Raw genomic sequence first — 23463 nt, forward strand, 5'->3', positions numbered from 1 at the left:
GCGTCGCCCGCGGCTTCCGTAACTTCGACAACTACCGGTTACGGGCCCTGCTCGCCGCAGGCGGTCATCGCCCCTGGCGGAAGACCGCTACCCACACTCAGCTGTGAAGGCCCTGATAAGCAGTGGAGCCTTCGTCGTTGCAACCTTGGGCGTCGAATGTGGTCGCGAACTGGTCTGTCATCCGGGTGACAGCCGTGTCCATGGCCTCGTCATCGCGCATCACTGCCCCCAGGACGAAGAGTCCTGTGTGTTGGTGAAGGCCGTGGTTCTTGCCCACGATGTGCTCTGGATCCATGAGCCACTCTCGGTGCGCCTTCAGCAGATCTATGAACCACTCGTCGTCATCAGCGAGAAGAGCTGCGCCCAGGGATAGCTGCAGTGCTCGATTCCCATCGGCCATGTCCTTCCACGCGAATGCACTGGCTGCCGATGACGGGGGCACATTCGCATGGAACCAGGAGCGCGCCACGGCTCGCCATTCATCACGGGCGCGTGCGTCGCCGTCCAGGGCCGACCACCGGAGGGGATTGAGCCAGCGCAACGTGTGGTGCTGGAACTGCCAATTGCGATCCTGAAAAGGATCGGCGGTCCAGTCCATTCGATCGCCTTCCCAAGAGGGGTGGGGAGGCAGGACCAGTCTGCCCGCCCAGTGCGACGACAGGTCATCGGAAAGCGCTGCGGGCCGATCGTACGACGGCCCCAGTGCTTGCCGAGTCGCAGCGTCGACATCAAGGTCAGCGACGCTGACTGCGGGGATCTGCTGCACTTGTCATCCTTCCGAGGGGGTGAGGGGAGGGAGAATCGAACCGCATCTTAGCTGGCGCGGGGTCGGTCACGGCGTCAATTGGGAAATATCATGCCCTTGTCGGGTCACCATCCAGAACCGGCGTCTGTGATGTATACACTCGTGCAGACTGTTGCCCCCCCCCCGAACGCGCAGATTCACGGAGGACCCCATGGCGAAGCGTCCAACTCCCCATCAGATCACCACTTATGTGAGGTCTGGCCCAGGCGGGTCAGCGGCAGCCGTTTCCGCAGAAGACGTCCTGTGGCTGGCGAAGGAGCGATCGGATCTTTACGACAGCGCCCTCAATAAGCTTGGATACACCATGGCAGAGCAGGCGTTCAAGCACTCCGTGGACGACGTATTTCAGAAGTACAGAGATTTCACAGGTCCTTGGATCGATCGCATAAATCACCCTGCGTCGCGATTGTTGAAGGCTCGGCTCAATGCTTACGAGTCTGCATGGAATGCCGGAATGGGTGACCTGCGGGTTGATTCATCCCCCGATGATGCCCGCGCCGTGTCAGAGCGGATCGCCCGTCTCTACGAGGGCTCTGGCAACCTGACCGAAGTGCAGACTCTTGCACTTCGCGGTCAGGTGGAGTCGCTGTGGTCGCGTGATGTTGCCGGTCAGACCTTTGAGGAGGTGCGGGGGCACCCCAAGCACGCATCATTGGCCAAATCGTGGGATCGGGGCGCGCTGAGCTACTTCAATTCCAACCAAGTCTTCGAGCGGTCGCGGTCGGCCGAAAATATTGTCGGCACCGTTCCAGAGGTGGCTACCTCAAAATCAGCTTTCGTCATATCGGTGGACCCGGTATTCTTCCGAATCTATGCCCCGATGTTTCTGTTCAATGCGCAGCAGATTCCTGGAGTGGACCTGGTCCTCTTGGTCTGTGCGGGGGCTGATGAGGCAGGAGAGCTGATCGAGGAGTCAAGACAGTATCTGGAAGCGCTGTCCCGAATGAACAAGCAGAACGTGCCGCGAAATGTTCACTTCCATGCGTTTCCCGTACCGGATTGGGTTGGAGATCGGACGACATTCTATGCGTGTGCTCGGTTTCTCGCATTGCCCCAGATCCTGGAGCAGTATGAATATGTATATTCCATTGATGCGGATCTGATCATGCGCTACGACCCGACGGCCTTCTTCAGGGAGACTGCAAAGGTTGTACTGTCGTTCCCCCATATCGGTGGATCGCTGGGAATGGTCCCATGGCGTCGATACATGGCCGGGAATCTGGTGGCGACTCAGAAGCTGCTCGGGGCCTCGTTCATCGGGGATCTGGAGTCCTATATCACTGCTGGTCTTGATCAGCCGCGAGCATGGACACTGGACCAGAACGCGCTGGCGTATGCCGTTGAACGAGGTGATCCGGGAGTCTACGAGCCGCTCGAGAATTACAGCAGGCCCCTCATCACATCGACCTTCATGAACCGCTGGGAGAGGAATTACGTGCGGGCGACACGCTGAACTGGGCATCTCGATGCGTGTGATCACACCGGAAGCGGCTGGGGCAGCGCCTCGGCCGCCCGGAGCTTTGCTGGTTCCGCGATAGCCTGCTGGGCGGCCGTCGAGCAGCTCGGCGCGCACCACCCCACCCCCACACGAGAGGAACGATCTGTCCTCAGGAAGATCCTGATCATCGGACTCGCGTACTTCGGAGTCACCGTCGGAGCATGATTCGGATCTGGGCAGGAGATGCTCCAGTTCTATGTCTCCTATGGCTGGTGGGGCGTGGCCGGTGCCGCCGTGAACCTGATCATCATGCCGCTGACGGCCATGGCGATCCTGCAGTACGGCAGCTACTTCCGGGCCCAGACGCACGGCAAGGTCTTCGACTCGATCACCACGTCGCTGGTCTCGAGGTTCATGGACTACGGACTGTCCGCAGCCCAGTTCTGCATCGGCTTCGTGATGCTCGCCGGCGCCGGATCGAACCTGAACCAGCAGTTCGGCCTGCCGCTGTGGGTGGGCTCGGCCCTGATGGTCCTCATGGTGATCATCGCCGGCATGTTCAACGCGGACCGCGTCGGTAGCATCATCGGCATGATCACCCCGGCGATGATCGTCGTGATCCTGTGCGCCGCCATCTACTCGATCTCCACCTTCTCGGGGACCCTCGGCGGCGTGCACGAGTTCGCCCTCGAGAACGTGACCTCGACCCTGCCCAACTGGTTCCTGGCCACCGTGAACTACACCGGTCTGTCCATGTTCAGCGGCATCGCCATGGCGATCATCATCGGCGGTCAGAACTGGAGCCCGCAGGCCGCAGGCTGGGGCGGGTTCCTGGGCGGCGCCATCTTCGGGGCCCTGCTGATCCTGATGACGATCGGGCTCCTGCTCAGCGTCGAGGACATCTACAGCTCGGATCTGCCGACCCTCGCGCTGGTCAACGAGATGAACCCCGTGCTGGGGCTGATCGCCTCGATCGCCACGTACCTCATGATCTTCAGCACGTCCCTGGGCGTCTTCTACTCGCTGGGCAAGCGCCTGGCCGCACCCAAGCCGCAGTACTACCGGTTCATCTTCATCGCCGTGACGCTCGTGGGCTTCGTCCTGAGCTTCATCCCCTTCACCTCGCTGGTGAACAACGTGTTCCCGTGGCTGGGCTGGCTCGGCATCATCTTCATCCTGGTCCTCGTGGGCTCCTGGATCCTCAGCGGCCGCACGGACATCTCCGAGGAGAGCCTGCGCCGCGACCGCGTCCGCGCCCTGCTGCTCTACAAGCTGGATCCGCAGCGCCGCTGGACGCCCCGCCACGCGAACGCCCTCATCCAGGCGGCCGACGAGTCGAACCTGCGCGCCAGGCACCTGGGCGACTTCATGCACGAGCACGTCTACCGGGAGGCCCTCGACACCTCCGAGATCGACATGTCCTCGATGGGCGAAGGGGAGCTCGGCGAGTACCTGAGCGACCTCCAGCGCACCACGCACGAGCAGCAGATGAAGCAGAAGAAGCAGATGAAGGCGGGAAGGAAGGAAGTGAAGCGCGAGGAGAAGGTCGTGAAGAGGGAGGAGCGGCGCAGCAGGAAGAGCACCAAGGGCTCGTCCACCGAGTGACCTCCTGAGACGACGAGGCCGCCGTCCCGAATCGGGGACGGCGGCCTCGCTGCTGTGCTGGTCCGGTCGGTGCCGCTCCAGTGCAGCGCGACGCTGTCGAGGCTTGCACCCCGCTGTCGATGAAGTCGCATAAGATCGGGCCTTACGTGCCCGGCTGACTGCGTCCTTGGCCCAGGAGGGTCCTGCTGTCTTCCACGCCGGGGCAGCACTGGTCCTGGGGAGCGTCGGAACCTCCACGGGGCATTGTTCGGGAGGACGGAAATGGCGAGATTCAGTCGCCGCGGTCATTGGAGACGCGGGCGGAACGGGAACTACCACTGGGTCAGCTCCCACAACGTGCGTCGCGACGACTTCTCCCGGATGGGTTCCGGCGACTACAGGCATCTGCTCGGGGCCGCTCATCTGAAGACAGCTCCGACACACAGCCCGAAGCCGCGACAGAAGCTGAAGGCGACTGGCGATATCCAGTGGTCGAGGATCTCATCCACGCCGAACGCCGAATGCCCTGTCTGCGGGGCCGATGTCTGGTTCATCCGCAACAAGAACGGCGGCTGCGCCTACTTCGACGAGCTCGGCAAGCCCTGGCCGCTGCACCCGTGCATGTCCAGAGACAGGAGTAGTGCGGACCGGATGGTCGAAGCGGAGGTCAATGGCTACGACTGGGCCGACGGCCGCCCGGTGCGACGAAGCCAACAGTCAGCGGCGACCCGTCCAGCGCTGCCGACGAACAGCCAGACGATGGCCTCTTCGACGTCGCCCTCGTCCGGAGGGCCGAACCATTCGGCAGCTGCCGGGAACAGACCTGACTCAGACTCCATGGACAACGTCTCCTTCGCATTGCTTGCACTGATCGCGCTTGCGATCTCCATTCCTGTCTCGTTCTGGGCATTCGACTATTTCGCCTTCCTCCCGGTCTGGCTCCCGGTCTGGTTCATCGCAGTCCCCACGGTCGTGTCTGCAGTCGTGCTAGTGCGCTTCCTGGTGGTCAACAACATGGCGACGACCGATGCTTGGCCTGATGAGACGGGGACAGGGCTGGCGGGAGCGATCGCTGCGATCATCTCGTCGCTGTTTCTCTTGGCTGCGGCGATCGTCTTCAACGTGATCACTCTGGGTTTCGGACTGCCGGTCATGACTATCGCCACCTGGGGGAGACCCCGGATGAAATCGGAGACTGCCGCCGATTAGGGCTGCGTCGACATCCGCGGGAAATCAACGAGAGCTGTCTCCTGTCCGGCATCGACCTTCGATGCCGGACAGGAGACAGCTCTCGTGGTGGGGAAGTCCCGCTCAGTGCAGGTTGATGAAGATCGTCTTCGTCTCCGTGTACTGGGCGAAGGCCTCCAGGCCGTTGTCGCGGCCGCCGAAGCCGGACTGCTTGTAGCCGCCGAACGGCGTGGTGATGTCGCCCTCGGAGTAGCTGTTGACGGAGATGGCGCCGGCGCGCACGGAGCGGGCCAGGCGCAGGGCGTCGTCGATGTCCGAGATGGCGTCGTCGACGTAGCCGGAGACGCGAGTGAGAGCGGATTCCTCGATCAGCGAGCCCATGGTCGTGCCGGGATCCTGCGGGTCGTCGACCACGTGGGCTTCGGCTGCGGCGGCGAGATGCCCGGCGAGCTCGTCGGCGATCGAGGCGTCGACCAGGATGCGCGAGCCGGCAGAGCAGCGCTACCTCATGACCACCACCACAGGCGGGGCGGCCGACGTGCTGAACTGGCTCGAGGAGTGGTCCCAGACGGAGTGGCCTGAGCTCGACGTCGTCTTCACCTCGGTGACCGAGCAGTACACGACGGTCGCCGTCGTGGGCCCCAGGTCGAGGGAGGTCATCGCGCGGATGGCCCCGGAGCTGGACGTCTCCCAGGAGGCCTTCGGCTTCATGGAGTTCCGCGAGACCACCCTGGCCTCGGGGATCCCCGCGCGGGTGTGCCGGATCTCCTTCTCCGGCGAGCTGGCCTACGAGATCAACGTCTCGACCTGGTACGGCCACAGGGTCTGGGAGGACGTCGCGGCAGCGGGGGCCGACTTCGGCATCACGCCCTACGGCACCGAGACCATGCACGTGCTGCGAGCCGAGAAGGCCTACCCGATCGTCGGGCAGGACACCGACGGCACCGTGACCCCGCAGGACCTGGGGATGTCGTGGGTCGTCTCGACCAAGAAGGACTTCATCGGCAACCGCTCCTACGCCCGCGAGGACACCTCCCGTGAGGACCGCAAGCATCTGATCGCCGTCCTGCCCATCGATCACGACGAGCCGATCCCGGAGGGTGCACAGCTCGTGGAGACCGGCACGCCGATCACACCGCAGGACGGGCCCGTGCCCATGGTCGGGCATGTCACCTCGGCCTACCGCAGCGCCGCCCTGGGCCGGACGTTCGGTCTGGCCCTGGTGCTGGGCGGCCGCCAGCGGATCGGCGACACGCTCCAGGCGCCGCTGGTCGATCGGACCGTCGACGTCGTGATCGCCGAACCCGTCCTCTACGACCCCGAAGGGAACCGCCGAGATGGCTGAGACCACCGCACCAGAGATCGCCGCACTGCGGCGCAGCCCGCTGCATGATCTGCGCGAGGAGATGGCCCAGGCCGAGGTGACCGGCGACCGCGGCGTCAGCATCCGGGAGATCCCCTTCCTCACGCTGATCGCACTGCGCGTGGCCCCCGGCACGACGGAGGCGGCGGCGATCGAGTCGCAGCTCGGCGTCGCGCTGCCGTCGGGCGTCGGGCGTCGGGCAGGTGACCGGCTCGCCGGAGGCCACTGCCGTCCTGTGGAACGGACCTGACGAGTTCACGGTCGTCCAGCCCGATGCCATGGCCTCCGGGGGCGTTTTGCCGGAGGAGCTGACGGCCCAGCTGGCGGGGATCCTCGAGGAGCACGAGGCCCGCGGCCAGGCTGTCGACGTCTCGGCCAACCGCACGACGATCGAGGTCTCCGGGCCTTCGGCCCGTGCCGTGCTGGAGAAGGGCTGCCGCATGGACCTGCACCCTCGGGCCTTCCCGGTGGGTCACGCGGTGTCGACCAACTACGGGGTCGTGCAGGTGCTGCTGTGGCGCACGGGCGAGCAGACCTGGCGGATCATGCCGCGGGCGTCGTTCGCCGAGCACACGGCGCGCTGGTTCATGGACGGGATGACCGAGTTCGGATCGCAGGAGGTGGCCTGATGGACCCGCGCACCACCACGGCCGCAGTTCCCGTCGGCCCGAGCGATGACCACCTGGTGCTCAGCCTGTCCTGCCCGGAGGCCGCGGGCATCGTCCACGCGGTGAGCGAGGTGCTCTACGAGAACGACTGCACGATCATCGAGCTCGACCAGTTCGACGACCAGCGCACCCGCCGCTTCTTCATGCGGGTGCGCGTGGCCCCCACCGGCGAGGCCCCGCTGGATCCCGCGGTGCTCGAGCAGCGCCTGGCCCCGGTGGCCGAGCGGTTCGAGATGAGCTGGGAGCTGGTCCGCCACGGTGCCAAGCGCCGGGTGCTGGTCATGGTCTCCAAATTCGGGCACTGCCTCGACGACCTGCTCTACCGCGAACGCACCGGCGAGCTGCCCGTGGAGATTGTGGCGGTCGTGTCCAATCACCGCGATCACCAGTCGCTGGTGGAGTGGCACGGCATCCCGTTCTTCCACGTCCCCGTGACCCCCGAGACCAAGCCGGAGGCCGAGCAGAAGCTGCTCGACCTGGTGGATCGCTTCGAGGTCGATCTGGTGGTGCTGGCCCGCTGCATGCAGGTGCTCAGCGACTCACTGGCCACCCGGATGGAGGGGCCGGGTGATCAACATCCACCACTCGTTCCTGCCGTCGTTCAAGGGCGCCAAGCCCTATCACCAGGCCTTCGAGCGCGGCGTGAAGACCGTGGGAGCCACTGCGCACTACGTCAACGCCGAGCTCGACGAGGGCCCGATCATCGCCCAGCAGGTCCTGGCCGTGGATCACACCTTCGGCCCGGAGGACCTGGTGGCCGCCGGGCGCGACACCGAGCGCAAGGCGCTTTCGGATGCCGTGAAGTGGCACTGCCAGGGGCGGGTCTTCCTCAACGGGAACAGGACGGTCGTGCTGCTGTAGGGGTTCCCCAGAGCTGATCAGGAGAGGGGCTTGTACAACGATCGACCGCGAACGTTATACAAGAGATCGATCAGACGACGACGGCCGCCGTCTCGCTCAAGGCGAGGCGGCGGCCGTCGTGGTGGGAGAGGGCTTCAGTTCTGCGTGTCGGGGTCGCGATCCTGGTCATCGGTCATGGCGCCGACGCCCTCATCGGCGGGCTCCTGGGCCTCGTCCATCTCCTGGATGTTGCGGGCCTCCTCGACGGCGTCGTCGGCGCCGCCGGTCAGTGCCGGGTCGGAATCCTGGTTGCGAGGGGACATCGTGGTCCTCTCCTTTCGGTTCGCGGGGCAGATCGGGATCAGCTTAGGCCCGCCGCCAGGCGCCAGACAGGGGCCTCAGGCGGATTCTCAGGCATTCTCCGGGGCGAGCACGATGTCGAACCGCGCCCTGGCCCAGGTCTGATCGCCCAGGTCACGGCCGTCCGGACCAGGCGTGCCCGCCGGCTGCTCCACGAAGTCCTTGATCAGCGAATCCTTCACGCCGAAGACCGAGTCGCCGATCTCCAGTTGAGGGTCCCCGGTCACGAAGATGTGCGTGACCAGCGTGCGCAGCTGCGGTGCGGTGACCATGAAGTGCAGATGCGCCGCCCGCACGGGGGAGCGGCCGACCCTCTCCAGCAGCTGTCCGACCGGACCGTCGTGCGGGATGGGGTACGGGGTGGGCGTCAGGGCCCAGAACGAGTAGCGGCCCTCGTCGTCGGCCTGCAGGTGAGCGCGCCCGGCCACGCGGCCGTCGGTGTACTGGACGTCGTAGAACCCGTCGTCGTCGGCCTCCCAGACCTCGATCCGGGCCCCGGGGACGGGCTGGCCCGACGTGTCGGTGACCGTTCCCTCGACCCAGCAGGGCTGGCCCGATGCGCCGCCGGCGATGTCGCCGCCGATGGGGATCTCGGGGGCGTCCTCGACGAAGAACGGGCCGAAGACCGTGGCCTCGGTGGCATTCTCGTAGGCCTCGTTGTTCACCGCGATGGTCTGCATGGAAGCTCCCAGGACGTCCGAGAGCAGCACGAACTCCTGACGCCGGTCATCGGTGATGTGACCGACGGCGGTGAGGAACTCGATCGCCGCGTTCCACTCGTCCTCGGTGAGGCGCACATCGCGGATGAACGCGTGCAGGTGCCGGGTCAGCGACTCCATCACGGTCTTCAGGCGCGGATCCTGCGTCTGGGCGAAGGAGGCCAGGACGCGCTCGATCAGGTCCTCCTCGACCGCGGTCTGCTCGGGGCTGATCTCGGGCTGGGCGCTCATGACGGGTCTCCTTCGGTTGCGCCGGTCGCGGAGACCAGCGTGTGCGGGTCGTCGCCGTTCAGGGCGGCGGTGAGCAGCTCGCTCAGGTTCTCCTGCGTGACCGGGCGGGGATTGTCGGGGGGGTTGGCTGCCAGGGCGATCTCGACGGCCTCGGGGATCCCCTCGGCCGTGAAGCCCAGATCCGAAAGCCGCTGCGGGGCATCGAGCACCCGTCGCAGCTGCTGCAGGCCCTCGAGCGCGGTGGAGCTGCCGAAGGCCGCCGCGATCCTGTCGGCTGCCTCCGGGGCATGGGACATGTTGAAGGCCAGCACGTACGGCAGCAGCGTCGCGTGCGTGGGGGCGTGCGGCAGATCGAAGGTCCCGCCCAGGACGTGGCAGATCTTGTGGTGCATGGCCGAGCCGGCCGAGGCGAAGGACACCGCCGCCAGGTAGGCGCCGTAGAGGGTCCGATCGCGTCCGTCGACGTCCTCGCCGTCGGCGGCCACGGCGGGAAGCCCCTGGCTCAGGGCCCGGATCGCCTCCCCTGCCAGCGCGGCGTTGATCGGATCGGCACGCCGCTGATCAGTACGATGGCCTTGGCCAGCCCGGTTGTGGACCCGCCGCCCGCACTGACCAGCAGGTCGATCCCGTGCTCGGCGCCCGCGGCACGCCCGCGCTCGGCCACCTCGACGGGCACGTGCATCTCGACCTCGTCGTGCCACAGGGCCACGTCGATCCGTGAGGCGATCCCGCGGGCCATCTCGAGCTCGCGCTCACCGGCGATGCCCATGACCCGCTACGCGTCCAGGCGCCGGACCTCTGCGTCCAGGTGCTCGGCGCCGCGGCCGGAGCCGAAGAGCACGCGCTGGGGCAGTGTGGTGTGGGTGAACCCCAGGCTCATGTGCACAGGCCCTTTGAGGGGGTGCGAACGGGATCGAGGCGGAGACGGCCATCGCCTCACCACGCGCGAGCCGCCCCTCCGCCTCCGCGCACCGTCTCGGCGGCCGCCACCAGCCCGATCGCCTCCCGGCTGATCCCGGAGGCGTTGCCGATCCAGTCCTTCTCCTCGCGCGGGGCCAGGTGGTGCCCCAGTCCGGTGAGTCCGCGCCCGGCGGGGGATCCGGCCAGACCCAGGTCCGTCTCCTCGCCGTCCTCGTCATTGCGCGAGCTCAGTCGCGGGGCGGCGATCGCGTCCACGAGCGGCAGCCCCCGCTCGAAGTGACCGGCGATGATCTGGGCCACCGAGGTGATGATCGTGGCCCCGCCGGGGGTGCCGACCGCCAGGCGCAGCCCGGCGGCGTCGGTGATGATCGTGGGCGCCATCGACGAGCGCGGCCGCTTGCCTGGACCCGGCAGGTTCGGATCGGGCACTCCCGGAGTCACCGGCACGAAGTTGAAGTCCGTCAGCTCGTTGTTCAACAGGAACCCGTGGCCGGGCACCGTGATGCCGGAGCCGCCCGTCTGCTCGATCGTCAGCGTGTAGGACACCGCGTTGCCCCATTGATCCACGACGTTGAGATGCGTGGTCGACTGCCCCTCGTACGGCTCCGGCTGCGCTGCGCCGGCCGGCGGGGCCGTCGTGTAGTCGCCGTCGGGCCAGCCGAACGGGATCGGACGGGGCCGGGCCGACGACGGCTGCATGATCTCGGCGCGCTCGGCAGCGAAGCCGTCGCCGAGCAGCTCGGCGTACGGCACGTCCGCGACGTCGCCCACCCAGCGGTTGCGATCGGCGAAGGCCGTGGCGCAGGCCTCCGAGAATCGGTGCAGGTAGTCGGTCTCGCCGAGCTGGGCCAAGCCGATCCCGGTGCGCAGCTCGTAGTGCTCGAGCAGATTCAGGATCTCGCCCACGGCCACGCCTCCCGAGCTCGGCGCCGCCATCCCGAAAACGGTCATCCCGCGGTACGCGCTGACCGTGGGCGCTCGCAGGACGGGGGAGTAGCAGGCCAGATCCGCCGCCGTCATGGGGCTGCCCTGAACCTCCTGACCGGACACGGCCGAGGGTGCGTTCGCCTCCGCGAGGACCGCGGCCCCGATGTCGCCGCGGTAGAAGACGTCGATGCCCTCGGTGCGCAGCCGCCGGTAGACCTCGGCCAGATCGGGATTGGCGAACGTGCTCCCGACCTCGGGGGCGCTGCCGTCGCGCAGGAAGACGCGGGAGGTCTCCGGGAACCTGGAGAAGCGCTCGGCGTTCTCGTCGGTCTGGTAGTGGAAGTGCTGGTCCACCACGAAGCCGCGCCGGGCCAGCTGCTCGGCCGGCTCCAGCAGCGCACCCAGCGGAAGCGTCCCGAAGAGCTCGGCGGCAAGGGCCCACATGGCCGGGGTGCCTGGCACCCCGATGGACAGACCGGAGTTCACGACGGCGTCGAAGTCCAGCTCGGCGCCCGAGGCGTCGGTGAACTGGGTCTCGGTATAGCTCATGGGGGCCGTCTCGCGGCCGTCGATCGTGTGCACCAGGCCGGTGGCGGCATCGCGGTAGAGCAGGAAGCCGCCGCCGCCGATCCCGCACGAGTACGGCTCGGTGACCCCGAGCGCGGCTGCCATGGCCACGGCGGCATCCATCGCGCTGCCGCCGCCCTGCAGGATGCTCAGGCCGATGTCGCTGGCGTACGGGTCCACGCAGGACACGGCAGCGGTGGTGCCGACCGCCTCGTTGAGCTTCAGCGGCTCGGGCGCGGAGCCCAGCCCGGGATCCGACGGGGCTGGTGCCTCAGGCCCTGGAGCTGCCGCCATCGCCTGACTCGCACCCAGGGCACCGGCCCCCAGTGCCGCCCCGGCTGCGAGGGCCGATCGTCGGGTGATCCGTCCGGTGCTGTGCTGCGTCATCTCCGCCTCCGCTGAGCACTCGTTCCTCGGGTGTGATGCTGAACACCCTACGCTCCGACGGCGAGCAGGGCGGAGGACGGCTCAGCGCGAGCGCTCCTGCCGCGCCAGCACCAGGGCGCAGGCCAGGCCCAGGACGATCCACATGCCCATCATCCCCAGGACCCCGAACCAGCCGGCGGCGCTCCAGATGTGGGTGGACAGCGTCCCGGAGACCGAGCTGCCGGCGTAGTAGAAGATCAGGTACAGGCTCGAGGCGCGCGCGGTGTCCAGACCTGCGCGGTGCGCGCCGTCCACCGCCCATCCGCTGGCCACGGAGTGGGCGGCGAAGAACGCGAAGGTCAGCAGGCCCAGTCCCAGCAGGATGGGCAGCACGGCATCCGGGGTCGTGAGCGCGGCGCCTGCTGCCATGCCCGCGATGCCGAGCGTGACCGCCACAGGCCGCCCCGTGCGCTCGGCCAGACGCCGGGAGAAGGCGGGTGCCAGCAGGCCGGCCGGGTAGGCCAGGTACAGCACTGCCGCCTGCTCGGGGCTCATGGCGAACGGCTCGGCCTCCAGCCGCAGCGACACCGCGTTGTAGACCCCCACGAACACGGCCATGGAGGAGAAGCCGAGGCCGCACACCAGGGCGATCCGCCCGCTGCGCAGCAGGCTGAACGTCCCCGTGGCGATATCGACCACCGAGAAGGGGAACCGCGTGGGTCGATCACCCGGCAGCAGGACCACCACGGCCACTCCGACGAGCACCGAGAACACCCCGAGCACCAGGCTCACCAGCTGCCAGCCGCCGAGCCCGGACAGCGGTCCCGGCAGCAGCCGGCCGGCCGCTCCGCCCAGGCCCGTGCCCATGATGTAGATGGCGTTGGCCTTGGCGTGGGCGGAGGCGGCCACCTTCTCGCGCAGATACGCCAGCGCGATCGCAGGCAGCCCGGCCAGGGCGATGCCCGCGGCGGCGCGCAGGATCAGGAAGACCTCCCAGCTCGGGGCCACCGCGCACAGGGCGCTGAGCGCCCCGGAGAGGACCAGCGACCCGGCCATCACCCAGATGCGCCCCAGATGATCGGCCAGCGGCCCCGCCATGAGCAGTCCCAGGATCATCGCCAGGGTCGTGGCGGACAGCGCGGCCCCCGTGGCGCCCTCCTCGACGCCGAACACGCGCGCGAACTCGGGAAGCAGCGGCTGCACGAAGTAGATCAGCGCGAAGTTCGCCAGACCGCCCAGCGCGAGCACTGCGAGCACTCGGCGATAGCCCGACGACCCCGCCGCGAACCCCTCCTCAGGTCGGCTCACCGACATGCGAGCTCCCCTCCCTGCCTCGTGTCCTCCTCCGGCAGAGGCCGGAGATCGATACGCCTGATCGAATCAGTGCTGGCGACTGTGTCACTTGCTGGTCTGAGTGTGACGCAGGGCATGGACAGGCATAAGGTGAACCTTAGACACATGCTCGGCAGTGCGGCCGCGAGCCGGCCGCCCCAGCACCCACAGCACCGTACGCCCCTCACGGCGAGATCAGGATGACCTTCGACGATGACCGAATCGACCTCCGGAGTAGACCCCCACGGCACGGCGCAGGACCATGCGCTGGCCACCGCCCGTCGGCAGGTCGCTCTGGTCCGGGACGAGAAGCGCAATCTGGACCGGCAGCTGGCCACGGCCGGCGATCAGAACCAGAAGCTGCGCACCGCCCTGGAGTCCGCCCGCGGCCAGATCGAGCAGCTCAAGAAGTTCCTGGCCAACGAGGTCGAGGTCCCGCTGACGATCGCCACTCTGGTGCGCGTGGTCCCGCCGTCCACCACGGTGGGCTCGGCGACCCTGACCGCTGACGTCCACATCTCCGGGCGGCTCGTGCGCTGCCCCGTCTCGCCGCTGATCGCCACGGCGGGACAGCTGGAGCCCGGTCGCCAGGTGCTCATGAACGAGAACTCGACCGTGGTCGCCGTGCTGGGCTACGAGCAGTCGGGCGAGCTGGCACCGGTCCAGGAGGTCCTGGACGCCACCCGACTGGTCGTGGGCGGACGCTCCGGCGACGACCGCGTCCTGCGCATGTCCGGCGCCCTGCGCAAGGCCAAGCCGCGCCCGGGCCAGATGGTCTCGATCGACTCCCGCAACGGGATGGCCCTGGAGCTCGTCGAGCGCCAGGAGATGGAGCAGCTGGTCCTGGAGGAGGTCCCGAACATCCGCTACACGGACATCGGCGGCCTGGGCCCGCAGATCGAGGCGATCCAGGACGCGGTGGAGCTGCCCTTCCTGCACCCCGAGCTCTACCGCCAGCATCAGCTGACCCCGCCCAAAGGCATCCTGCTCTACGGGCCTCCCGGCAACGGCAAGACCATGATCGCCAAGGCCGTGGCCCGCTCCCTGGCCGAGCGCGCCGCCGAGCAGTCGGGGCGCAGGGAGGCCAAGGGGTACTTCCTGAACATCAAGGGCCCGGAGCTGCTGGACAAGTACGTGGGCGAGACCGAGCGCCAGATCCGCCAGATCTTCTCCCGCGCCCGCGAGCAGGCCGCTTCCGGCGTGCCCGTCGTGGTGTTCTTCGACGAGATGGAGTCGCTGTTCCGCACGCGCGGCTCGGGCGTCTCCTCGGACGTGGAGACCACGATCGTCCCGCAGCTGCTGACCGAGATGGACGGCGTGGAGAAGCTCGACAACGTGATCATCGTGGGCGCCACCAACCGCGAGGACATGATCGACCCGGCCGTGCTGCGCCCCGGCCGCCTCGACGCCAAGATCCGCATCGACCGCCCCACCGCCGAAGGCGCCCGGGAGATATTCGGGCTCTACCTCACGGAGACGCTGCCGCTGCGCCAGGAGGAGGTCATCGCCGCCGGCTCCCGCGAGGCGGCCCTGGAGCAGCTCATCGAGGTGGGCGTGTCGTCCATGTACGCCCAGGACGACTCCACCCGCTTCCTGGAGATCACCTACCGGGACGGCTCGCGCGAGACCCTGTGGTTCTCGGACTTCACCTCGGGCGCGGTCATCCGCAACGTGGTGGACCGCGCCAAGAAGATGGCGATCAAGGACCTGCTCACCGATCAGGTGCGCGGCCTGTCCCAGGAGCACCTGCGCCGTGCGGTGGCCGAGGAGTTCCTGGAGCAGCAGGACCTGCCGGACACCTCCGATCCGGAGGAGTGGGCCCGGATCTCCGGGCGCCGCAAGGACACCATCGCGGACCTGCGCTTCGTGCTGCACCGCGGCTCGCGCGCTGCAGCCGCTTCCGCACCGACCGCCCGGGCAGGAGAGCAGTCATGACCGTGCGCCGCATCATGGGGGCCGAGACCGAGTTCGGGATCCTGGCACCGGGCAACCCCAAGGCCAACTCGACCCTGCTCTCCACGCGGGCAGTGACGGCCTACGCAGCCCTGGTGGCCCGCGAGCTCGGCTCGCGCGCGGACCGGACCGTGGACTTCGACTACAGCTCGGAGACGCCGCTGCGCGATGCCCGCGGCTTCGAGATGTCCCGGGCAGAGGCTCACCCCACCCAGCTCACGGACGTGGCCCCGGTGCTGACCTCAGAGGAGATCGCGGCCGAGGCGCTGACCGAGTCCGGGCTGTGGTCCGAGCAGACGCCGCAGGTCGTGATGAACACGGTCCTGCCCAACGGCGCCCGGCTCTACGTGGACCACTCGCATCCCGAGTACTCCTCGCCCGAGGTCCTCACCCCCCGCGATGCAGCCCTCTACGATCTCGCCGGAGACCGTGTGGCGGCCGAGATCGTGGCCACGCTGCATGCCACCGCCGAGGTCGGCGACCAGGAGCAGGTGCTGCTGCACAAGAACAACACCGACGGCAAGTCGTCGTCGTACGGAACGCACGAGAACTACACCGTGCCCCGCGACATCGACGACGACGCCCTGACCGCCGCCCTGCTGCCCTTCTTCGCCTCCCGCCACGTCATGTGCGGTGCCGGACGCGTGGGGCTGGGCCCCGGCAGCGAGGGGGCCGGCTTCCAGATCAGCCAGCGCGCGGACTTCTTCGAGCGGATGGTGGGGCTGGAGACCACCGTGCGCCGTCCCATCGTCAACACGCGCGACGAGCCGCACGCGGATCAGAAGCGCTACCGCCGTCTGCACGTCATCATCGGCGACGCCAACCTGTCCCACTGGGCGCAGGTGCTCAAGTTCGGCACGACGTCCCTCGTGCTGCGCCTGGTGGAGCAGGGGCTGCAGCCCAGGATCGAGCTCACCGAGCCCGTGCTCGCGCTGCACCGGATCAGCCACGATCCGTCGCTGCAGGTGGCGGTGGGCCGTCGTGACGGCGGGCCGCTGACCGGCCTCCAGATCCAGCGGATGTACCTGGAGGCCGCCGAGGCCATGGAGACCGCCGGGGGAGCGAGCCCCGATCCGGAGACCGCCGAGATCCTGCAGATGTGGCGCGAGACCCTCGATACGCTGGAGACCGATCCCATGGCCATGGCGGATCGCCTGGACTGGCTGGCCAAGCTCAAGCTGCTGCTGGGCTACCGCGAGCGCGGCGGCCTCGGCTGGGACGACCCCAAGCTGGCCATGATCGATCTGCAGTACCACGACGTCCGCCCGGACAAGAGCCTGTACTCCAAGCTCGAATCCGCCGGGCGCATGCGTCGGCTCTTCGACGAGCAGGAGATCCGCCAGGCCATGTGGACCCCGCCGGCCGACACTCGCGCGGACTTCCGCGGCCGCCTCGTGGCGCGCTTCCCCGACGACGTCATCGCCGCCGGCTGGGAGACCATCGCCGTGGAGCTCCCCGGACTGCGCCGCGGTGCGCGGATCAGCATGCCCGAGCCGACCGAGCTGACCCGGGGGCAGACGCAGGACTGGTGGGCCGCAGCCGACATCGAGGAGTTCATCGAGCGGATGCAGCGGGATCGACCCGATCTGGTGGAGGTCTCCGCCCGCATCGGCTGACACAGCCTCCGTGGTCCCCGGCCTCAGCCGGGGCGCATGGCACCGCACACGCAGCGACCGTCCGACGGCCGCGCACAGCAGCGAACATCGAAGGAGAACGAACATGGCAGAGCGCATCCAGCACAACGAGCCGCAGCGTCGCGACGAGGACGTCGAGCCCACGGGCCCGGCCCCCAGCGGCGGCGGGGCGCCCTCGGAGGCCGCCCAGGCCCGCAGCAGCCAGGCCGATGACTTCCTGGCGGACATCGACTCGATCCTCGAGGCCAATGCCGAGGAGTTCGTGAAGGGCTTCGTGCAGAAGGGCGGTCAGTGATCCGATGGATCAGCGGATCATCGGCGTCGAGACCGAGTTCGGGATCATCCACACGCAGCGCGGGGACGCCGCCTTCGGTGAGCCCGCGCGCACGCTGAGCCCGGACGACGCCGCCCGGCTGCTCTTCCAGCCGATCGTGGAGTGGGGGCGGTCCTCGAACCTGTTCCTGCCCAACGGCGCCCGGCTCTACCTGGACGTCGGCGCTCACCCCGAGTACGCCAGCGCTGAGTGCGCGAACCTCCAGGACATCGTGGCGCAGGATCGCGCCGGCGAGCTGATCGTCGACCGGATGCGCCAGGCCCTGGAGGCCAAGCTGGCCGCCGACGGCACCGGGGGATCGGTCTACCTGTTCAAGACCAATGTGGACAGCTCCGGCAACTCGTTCGGCTCGCATGAGAACTACATGATCGGGCGGGACACCCGCTTCGCGCGCCTCGTGGCCAGCCTGATCCCGTTCCTGGTCACCCGGCAGCTCTACTCGGGCACCGGGCGCATCCACCCGAACGGACCGGTCGGCTTCGGCGAGGGCCAGACGTTCGGCGGCGGGCAGGGCGAGGCCTCGTACTCGTTCTCGCAGCGCGCCGATCACATCTGGGAGGACGCGTCGTCCTCGACCACGCGCGCCCGGCCGCTGATCAACACCCGCGACGAGCCCCACGGGGACTCCGAGCGCTTCCGCCGCCTGCACGTGATCGTGGGGGACTCGACCATGTCGACGACCACCACGGCGCTGCGCCTGGGCGTGACGGATCTGATGCTGCGGGTGATCGAGTCCGGTCAGCCGCTGCAGGACCGCACGCTGAACTCGCCGGCCATGGCGCTGCGTCAGATCTCGCATGATCTGACCGGCACCTTCCAGGTGGCCATGCGCGAGGGCGGCACCCGCTCGGCGCTGGACCTGCAGCGCGAGTACTGGGAGGTGGTCTCCCGCTTCGTGCAGGCCAACGGCGCGCACCACGACCGAGTGGACTGGCTGCTGGAGCTGTGGGCGCGGTCCCTGGAGGCCGTCGAGAGCGGCGACCATTCGCTCATCGACACCGAGATCGACTGGGCCATCAAGAAGAAGCTCATCGACTCGTGGGCCGAGCGAGCCGGTGCGGACTACAGCCACCCGCGCGCCGCCCAGCTGGATCTGACCTACCACGACATCGCCCCGGGCCGCGGCCTGTTCCGCATGCTGGAGGAACGGGGCATGGCAGCCAGGCTGCCGGGCACCGACGGATCCGAGGCCGAGGCGGCCGTCGACCAGCCCCCGGCCACGCGCGCGGCCCTGCGCGGTGCGCTCGTGCAGGCGGGCATGGAGGCCGGCGTCCACTTCACGGCCGACTGGGTCAACATGAAGGTCAACGGGCCGGCCCAGCGCGTGGTGACCCTGCGGGACCCGTTCGCCACGCACGACGAGGCCGCCGAGCAGCTGCTCGAGCGGCTGCGCGCCGAGCGCACCACCGAGGTCACGTCCTCGCCGCTGCCGCCGGCCGTCTGAGCCGAGCGGCCGATCCTGGGCCGCCGCCGCCCGGGCTGGACACCTGCTCCGGACCGGGCGGACGATGGCCTCAGGTCCCTCACGTCCCTCGAACCCCTCAGGAGCTCTCCGTGAACACCCCGAACCCCTCGATCACCCCCGCCGGCTCAGCGGGCACGGCCCATGACGAGGCCGCCGAGATCTGCCGGAACCTGATCCGGATCGACACCTCCAACTACGGGCGCGGCGAGTCCAAGGGGGAGCGCCGTGCCGCGGAGTACGTGGCCGGGCTGCTCGAGGAGGTCGGGCTGACGGCCACCATGGTGGAATCCGCCCCGGGACGCACGAGCGTCTTCGCGCGCATGGAGGGCACGGACCCGTCGGCCGATGCCCTGCTGGTGCACGGACACCTGGACGTGGTTCCTGCAGTGGCCGAGGACTGGAGCGTGGACCCCTTCGCCGCCGAGATCCGCGACGGCATGATCTGGGGCCGCGGCGCCGTGGACATGAAGGACATGGACGCCATGATCCTCTCGGTCGTGCGGCACATGGTGCGCACCGGCCAGAAGCCCAAGCGGGACATCATGCTGGGCTTCTTCGCCGATGAGGAGGCCGGGATGGAGTACGGGTCCAAGTGGGTCGTGCGCAACCACCCGGAGCTCTTCGAGGGCGTGACGGACGCGATCTCGGAGGTCGGCGGCTACTCGGCGAACATCGGCGGCCAGCGCGCCTACCTGCTGCAGACCGCGGAGAAGGGGCTCATGTGGATGCGCCTGTTCGCCGACGGCACCGCCGGACACGGCTCCCAGGTCAACACCGACAATCCGGTCACGCGGCTGTCCCGGGCCATGGCGAACATCGGCGAGTACCAGTGGCCGATCGAGCTGACCAAGACCACGCGCCAGTTCCTGGACTCCGTGACGGAGCTGACCGGCGTGGAGTTCGATCCGCAGAATCCGCAGCGGATGCTCGACGAGCTGGGCTCGGTGGCCCGCTTCGTCGGTGCCACGCTGCAGAACACGGCCAACCCCTCCATGCTCAGCTCCGGCTACAAGGTCAACGTCATCCCCGGCACCGCCGAGGCCGGGCTGGACGTGCGCTTCCTGCCGGAGCAGCGCGAGATCGTGCTGGAGAAGCTGCGCGAACTGGCGGGGGAGGGCATCCGCTTCGAGTTCGAGGCCGACGACATCGGGCTCGAGGTCCCGTTCTCCGGCAACGTGGTCGATGCCATGGTCGCCTCGCTGAAGCAGCACGACCCGGAGGCCGTGGTCATGCCGTACATGCTCTCGGCGGGCACGGACAACAAGGCGCTGGATCCGCTGGGGATCACCGGCTACGGCTTCGTGCCGCTGCGCCTGCCCGATGAGCTCGACTTCCCGGCCATGTTCCACGGGGTCGACGAGCGAGTGCCGATCGCTTCGCTCGAGTTCGGCGCCGACGTCCTGCACACGCTGCTCACCGGCTACTGAGTCGCTCCCTCGAGCGGCCGAATCCGGCCCGTCCAGCCATCGAGCGGCCGAGTTGTCACCGGTTCATGGCTGAGACGGCGGCGAATCGGCCACTCGATGGAGACGGGGTGGGAATGGGGCTGATGCCGTGTCGTCGACGCGCTGGCTGACTGCTCTCAGAGGGTGCGCTCGACGCGCATGACCCGGCGGCGCAGCCAGTGCTTGCGGGCCCCGCTGTAGAGATGGACCACTCGGTGCAGCTCCCACTTGCCGTATTCGGCGTGCTCGACGACTCTCGCGCGGGCGTCGGCGAGGCGCTCTCCGGGCCCGACGGTCAGCACCAGGTACTCGAAGCGCGGGTCGAGCAGGGGCTGGCCCACCCCGGGGTCGCGAGGGGAACTCTGGATGACTTGCTCTCTCATCGCTCCCATTCTGCTCCTCGGGGCGGTAACGTCGAGTCCATGAGCAACGATCCGCGCGTCGCACTCCAGTCCCTCGTCTCCGCCCTCGAAGAGCACCTGGCCGCCCTGTCCAATCGCCGCGGGGAGGACGACCCCTCGGTGGACGCCGCCTACGTGGCGATCGCCGATGCTTTCGACGCCTACGAGGAGTCCCTCTACGAGAACTACGACGAGGTCACGCCTCTGACCGTCTTCGCAGACGATGAGGATGATGAGGACGACGACGACTTCGAGGAGGACGAGGACGACCTCGAGGACTTCGACGACGACGCGGAGGACGACTCCGACGACGAGCGCGGAGCCTGATCCCGCTGCCGGCTGACGTCCGGCATCCGAAGCCCCCAGTGATCCCGGTCACCGGGGGCTTCGTCGTCGTGGGGTGGGTGTCGGCGCATGTGTGCCGGGAATCGCACGGCGTCCCTCGGTGGCAGTCGCAGGGCCGTGCCATAGGGTGAACGGCGTGAATTGGCTTGAATCGATCATCCTCGGCCTGGTCCAGGGCCTGACGGAGTTCCTCCCCGTGTCCTCGTCCGCCCATCTGCGCATCGTGGGGGAGTTCCTCCCGGGCTCCGCGGACCCCGGTGCCGCCTTCACGGCGATCACGCAGCTCGGCACAGAGACTGCCGTGATCCTCTACTTCTGGCGGGACATCGTCCGGATCATCAAGCACTGGGCGCTGTCGCTCGTGGGAAAGATGGATCGCTCCGATCCGGATGCCCGCATGGGATGGCTGATCATCGTGGGCTCGCTGCCCATCGGCATCCTGGGACTGCTGTTCGAGGACCAGATCGACACCACGCTGCGCAGCCTGTGGATCACGGCCACCATGCTGATCGTCTTCGGCGTGATCCTGGGCATCGCCGATCACATCGGCAAGCAGGTCCGCGACCTCGAGGACCTCAACGTCAAGCACGGCGTGCTCTACGGCTTCGCCCAGGCCATGGCCCTGATCCCGGGGGTCTCGCGCTCCGGCGGCACGATCACCGCGGGCCTGCTCATGGGCTACAAGCGCGAGGCCGCCGCCCGCTACGCCTTCCTGCTGGCCATCCCGGCGGTGTTCGCCTCGGGGCTCTACAAGCTGGCCTCGGAGATCGTCGATCCGTCGCCCCAGCCGTACTCGATGGCCCAGACCGCCCTGGCCACGATCGTCGCCTTCGTGATCGGCTACGTGATCATCGGCTGGTTCATGCACTACATCTCGAACCGCTCCTACTCGCTGTTCGTGTGGTACCGGATCATCCTGGGCATCGTGCTGTTCATCCTCCTGGGCACCGGCGTGATCTCCGCGGTGCCGGAGCTGAGCGCCGGCGGCTGATCCGCCGCTGCGAGGCCCCGTCCGGACCCCGTCGATCCGACCCCGTGGGCCCCGGCCGTCCGCCGCGGCAGGCGGAGCCGAGCGCGGCGGGGTCTATTGCACTCGGCCGACGTGGGAGACTGGACGAGACGTGCGCTCGCCCCGCCGAGCGAGCGCCCCCCCCGCGCGGTCAGGCCTCCGCGCCCCATCTTCAGTACGACCGTCCCCAGAGGTGACAATGCAGTCCTGGTCCGCACGCCCCGTCCCCGAGCTTCCCGGTCAGGCAGCCCCGCCCGCGGTGTTCGATTCCCGGACCCGGCAGGTGGAGCAGCTGCCGCAGCAGGAGCGAGCCTCGCTGTACGTCTGCGGCATCACCCCGTACGACGCCACCCACCTGGGCCACGCCAGCACCTACGTGGCCTTCGACCTGCTGCATCGGGCCTGGCTCGATGCCGGGATGCGGGTCGACTACGTCCAGAACGTGACCGACGTGGACGACCCCCTGCTCGAGCGCGCTGATCGCGACGGCGTGGACTGGCGCGATCTGGCCCGTGAGCAGACCGACCTGTTCCGCGAGGACATGACCGCGCTGAATGTCATCCCGCCGCAGCACTACCTGGGCGCCACGGAGACGCTCGAGTGGATCGTCCCGGCCGTCGAGGGGCTCCTGGCCCAGGGCCTGGCCTATCGGGTCCAGGGGGAGGACGGCGAGCCGGACGGCGACGTCTACTTCGACGTCCGCGCTGTCGCCGAGGCCGGCGACAGCAACATCCCGGTGCTTCAGCCGAAGGTGCAGGGCGACGAGGACGGCGCGCCCGGCCCCTGGAGCCTCGGACAGATCTCCGGGCTCACCCGCGACGAGATGCTCGAGGTCTTCGGCGAGCGCGGCGGCGATCCCGAGCGCCCGGGCAAGCGCGACATCTTCGATCCGCTGCTGTGGCGCGTGCACCGCGAGGGCGAGCCCTCCTGGGAGGGGGGCGAGCTGGGCGAGGGGCGTCCCGGCTGGCACATCGAGTGCTCGCTGATCTCCCTGAAGCTGCTGCCGGCGCCGTTCACCGTCCAGGGCGGCGGCTCGGACCTGGTCTTCCCGCACCATGAGATGGGAGCCGGTCACAGTTGGGCGCTGTCCGGTCGGCCCATGGCCCGGAACTTCGTGCACACCGGGATGGTCGGCCTGGACGGGCACAAGATGTCCAAGTCGCTGGGCAACCTGGAGCTCGTCTCGCGGCTGCGCGAGCGCGGCGTCGAGCCTGCCGCTGTCCGCCTGGCGATCCTGTCCCAGCACTACCGCGAGGACTGGTCCTGGAGCCAGGACGTCCTCACCCGCGCCGAGGCGCGTCTCACGCGCTGGCGCATGGCCGCCGACGTCGCCGTGGAGGGCTCCTTCGCCGATGCTCTCGACTCGGTGCGCGACGCCCTGGCGGATGACCTCGATTCGCCCCGGGCGATCGAGGCGATCGACGTCTGGGCCGAAGGGGTGCTGGTCGGCGGACAGCGCGGCTCCGGAGACGACCTCGCGCGGCAGGCCATCGAGGCACGGCTGGGCGTCGTCCTCTAAGAGCTGCTGCAGGACATGAGGAAGGGGCCCGTGCGCGAGATGCGCACGG

General features: G+C 68.4%; 22 protein-coding genes and 2 pseudogenes. 15 read left to right on the top strand and 9 right to left on the bottom strand.

The genetic code is table 11. From position 1 onward, the window contains the following. Nucleotides 1–97 precede the first annotated feature (97 nt). Nucleotides 98–766: a heparinase II/III family protein gene (locus FFS25_RS07210; protein WP_137802390.1), complete on the bottom strand. Its 669-nt coding sequence runs from the start codon at nt 764–766 to the stop codon at nt 98–100. A 190-nt stretch (nt 767–956) separates the two neighbouring features. On the opposite strand from FFS25_RS07210, the gene FFS25_RS07215 reads away from it, so the two are divergent. The 3 genes from FFS25_RS07215 (at nt 957) to FFS25_RS07225 (ending at nt 5036) form a co-directional block, all read left to right on the top strand. Next, nucleotides 957–2258, top strand: a complete 1302-nt coding sequence (locus FFS25_RS07215) for a glycosyltransferase family protein (protein ID WP_137802391.1) — start codon at nt 957–959, stop codon at nt 2256–2258. A gap of 228 nt (nt 2259–2486) precedes the next feature. Further along, a complete protein-coding gene (locus FFS25_RS07220) occupies nt 2487–3848 on the top strand; it encodes a YkvI family membrane protein (RefSeq protein WP_137802392.1) in 1362 nt (453 codons plus the stop codon). A 360-nt stretch (nt 3849–4208) separates the two neighbouring features. After that, nucleotides 4209–5036 (top strand): hypothetical protein, encoded by an 828-nt coding sequence (locus FFS25_RS07225; protein WP_171004128.1) that lies wholly within the window; start codon nt 4209–4211, stop codon nt 5034–5036. 102 nt (nt 5037–5138) lie between these two features. Here FFS25_RS07225 and FFS25_RS07230 read toward each other — a convergent pair whose 3' ends face one another. Beyond that, nucleotides 5139–5495, bottom strand: a complete 357-nt coding sequence (locus tag FFS25_RS07230) for an aldehyde dehydrogenase family protein (RefSeq protein ID WP_137802394.1) — start codon at nt 5493–5495, stop codon at nt 5139–5141. A gap of 13 nt (nt 5496–5508) precedes the next feature. Between FFS25_RS07230 and FFS25_RS07235 the strand changes: the two are divergent. The 4 genes and pseudogenes from FFS25_RS07235 to purU form a co-directional block, all read left to right on the top strand. After that, a pseudogene (locus FFS25_RS07235) lies at nt 5509–6360 on the top strand (aminomethyl transferase family protein); the annotation flags it as partial. Then, nucleotides 6353–6628: a hypothetical protein gene (locus FFS25_RS13760; RefSeq protein ID WP_249933812.1), complete on the top strand. Its 276-nt coding sequence runs from the start codon at nt 6353–6355 to the stop codon at nt 6626–6628. The pseudogene FFS25_RS07235 and the gene FFS25_RS13760, both read left to right, overlap by 8 nt. Continuing rightward, nucleotides 6582–7007, top strand: coding sequence for a sarcosine oxidase subunit gamma (locus FFS25_RS07240; protein WP_249933813.1), 426 nt, complete (start codon nt 6582–6584; stop codon nt 7005–7007). The genes FFS25_RS13760 and FFS25_RS07240 overlap by 47 nt, the downstream gene beginning before the upstream one ends. Next, nucleotides 7007–7907, top strand: a pseudogene (purU, locus tag FFS25_RS07245) (formyltetrahydrofolate deformylase). The gene FFS25_RS07240 and the pseudogene purU overlap by 1 nt, the downstream one beginning before the upstream one ends. A gap of 134 nt (nt 7908–8041) precedes the next feature. Here the strand turns inward: purU and FFS25_RS13390 are convergent. The 6 genes from FFS25_RS13390 to FFS25_RS07265 all read right to left on the bottom strand — a co-directional run bounded on the left by FFS25_RS13390 (nt 8042) and on the right by FFS25_RS07265 (nt 13291). Then, nucleotides 8042–8209 (bottom strand): hypothetical protein, encoded by a 168-nt coding sequence (locus FFS25_RS13390; protein ID WP_171004129.1) that lies wholly within the window; start codon nt 8207–8209, stop codon nt 8042–8044. A gap of 87 nt (nt 8210–8296) precedes the next feature. Then, the gene (locus FFS25_RS07250) at nt 8297–9196 is read right to left on the bottom strand and encodes a hydroxyquinol 1,2-dioxygenase (RefSeq protein ID WP_137802395.1); all 900 of its coding nucleotides are present in this window, start codon (nt 9194–9196) and stop codon (nt 8297–8299) included. Next, nucleotides 9193–9738 (bottom strand): dehydroquinate synthase/iron-containing alcohol dehydrogenase family protein, encoded by a 546-nt coding sequence (locus tag FFS25_RS14010; RefSeq protein ID WP_502704722.1) that lies wholly within the window; start codon nt 9736–9738, stop codon nt 9193–9195. The genes FFS25_RS07250 and FFS25_RS14010 overlap by 4 nt, the downstream gene beginning before the upstream one ends. Next, on the bottom strand, nt 9699–9965 hold the full coding sequence (locus FFS25_RS14015) for an iron-containing alcohol dehydrogenase (protein ID WP_349654416.1): 267 nt from the start codon (nt 9963–9965) through the stop codon (nt 9699–9701). The genes FFS25_RS14010 and FFS25_RS14015 overlap by 40 nt, the downstream gene beginning before the upstream one ends. Nucleotides 9966–10132: 167 nt before the next feature. Next, nucleotides 10133–11998 carry a gamma-glutamyltransferase gene (gene ggt, locus FFS25_RS07260; RefSeq protein ID WP_137802396.1) on the bottom strand — a complete coding sequence of 622 codons (1866 nt, stop codon included), beginning with the start codon at nt 11996–11998 and terminating at the stop codon, nt 10133–10135. 81 nt (nt 11999–12079) lie between these two features. Then, a complete protein-coding gene (locus tag FFS25_RS07265; protein WP_137802397.1) occupies nt 12080–13291 on the bottom strand; it encodes an MFS transporter in 1212 nt (403 codons plus the stop codon). Nucleotides 13292–13522: 231 nt separating this feature from the next. On the opposite strand from FFS25_RS07265, the gene arc reads away from it, so the two are divergent. The 5 genes from arc to FFS25_RS07290 all read left to right on the top strand — a co-directional run bounded on the left by arc (nt 13523) and on the right by FFS25_RS07290 (nt 20122). Then, complete coding sequence (gene arc / locus FFS25_RS07270) at nt 13523–15244, top strand: proteasome ATPase (protein ID WP_137802398.1); 1722 nt, start codon at nt 13523–13525, stop codon at nt 15242–15244. Next, nucleotides 15241–16878 carry a depupylase/deamidase Dop gene (dop, locus tag FFS25_RS07275; protein ID WP_137802399.1) on the top strand — a complete coding sequence of 546 codons (1638 nt, stop codon included), beginning with the start codon at nt 15241–15243 and terminating at the stop codon, nt 16876–16878. Before arc ends, dop begins: the two co-directional genes overlap by 4 nt. 103 nt (nt 16879–16981) lie before the next feature. After that, nucleotides 16982–17191: a ubiquitin-like protein Pup gene (locus FFS25_RS07280; RefSeq protein ID WP_006215727.1), complete on the top strand. Its 210-nt coding sequence runs from the start codon at nt 16982–16984 to the stop codon at nt 17189–17191. 4 nt (nt 17192–17195) lie between these two features. Beyond that, nucleotides 17196–18674 (top strand): Pup--protein ligase, encoded by a 1479-nt coding sequence (pafA, locus tag FFS25_RS07285; protein ID WP_137802400.1) that lies wholly within the window; start codon nt 17196–17198, stop codon nt 18672–18674. Nucleotides 18675–18784: 110 nt separating this feature from the next. Beyond that, complete coding sequence (locus FFS25_RS07290; RefSeq protein ID WP_137802401.1) at nt 18785–20122, top strand: M20/M25/M40 family metallo-hydrolase; 1338 nt, start codon at nt 18785–18787, stop codon at nt 20120–20122. A 155-nt stretch (nt 20123–20277) separates the two neighbouring features. On the opposite strand, the gene FFS25_RS07295 is transcribed toward FFS25_RS07290, so the two are convergent. Further along, nucleotides 20278–20523 (bottom strand): DUF5703 family protein, encoded by a 246-nt coding sequence (locus FFS25_RS07295; RefSeq protein WP_053448259.1) that lies wholly within the window; start codon nt 20521–20523, stop codon nt 20278–20280. 39 nt (nt 20524–20562) lie between these two features. Here FFS25_RS07295 and FFS25_RS13395 point away from each other — a divergent pair, with 39 nt between their 5' ends. From FFS25_RS13395 to mshC, 3 genes are all read left to right on the top strand, one after another. Then, the gene (locus FFS25_RS13395) at nt 20563–20868 is read left to right on the top strand and encodes a hypothetical protein (RefSeq protein ID WP_171004130.1); all 306 of its coding nucleotides are present in this window, start codon (nt 20563–20565) and stop codon (nt 20866–20868) included. Between the two features lie 154 nt (nt 20869–21022). Continuing rightward, complete coding sequence (locus FFS25_RS07305) at nt 21023–21877, top strand: undecaprenyl-diphosphate phosphatase (RefSeq protein WP_137802402.1); 855 nt, start codon at nt 21023–21025, stop codon at nt 21875–21877. A 217-nt stretch (nt 21878–22094) separates the two neighbouring features. Beyond that, the gene (mshC, locus tag FFS25_RS07310; RefSeq protein WP_137802447.1) at nt 22095–23414 is read left to right on the top strand and encodes a cysteine--1-D-myo-inosityl 2-amino-2-deoxy-alpha-D-glucopyranoside ligase; all 1320 of its coding nucleotides are present in this window, start codon (nt 22095–22097) and stop codon (nt 23412–23414) included. The last annotated feature ends 49 nt before the right edge of the window (nt 23415–23463 follow it).

Source organism: Kocuria sp. 2SI, assembly GCF_005502825.1.
GTDB lineage: Bacteria > Actinomycetota > Actinomycetes > Actinomycetales > Micrococcaceae > Kocuria > Kocuria palustris.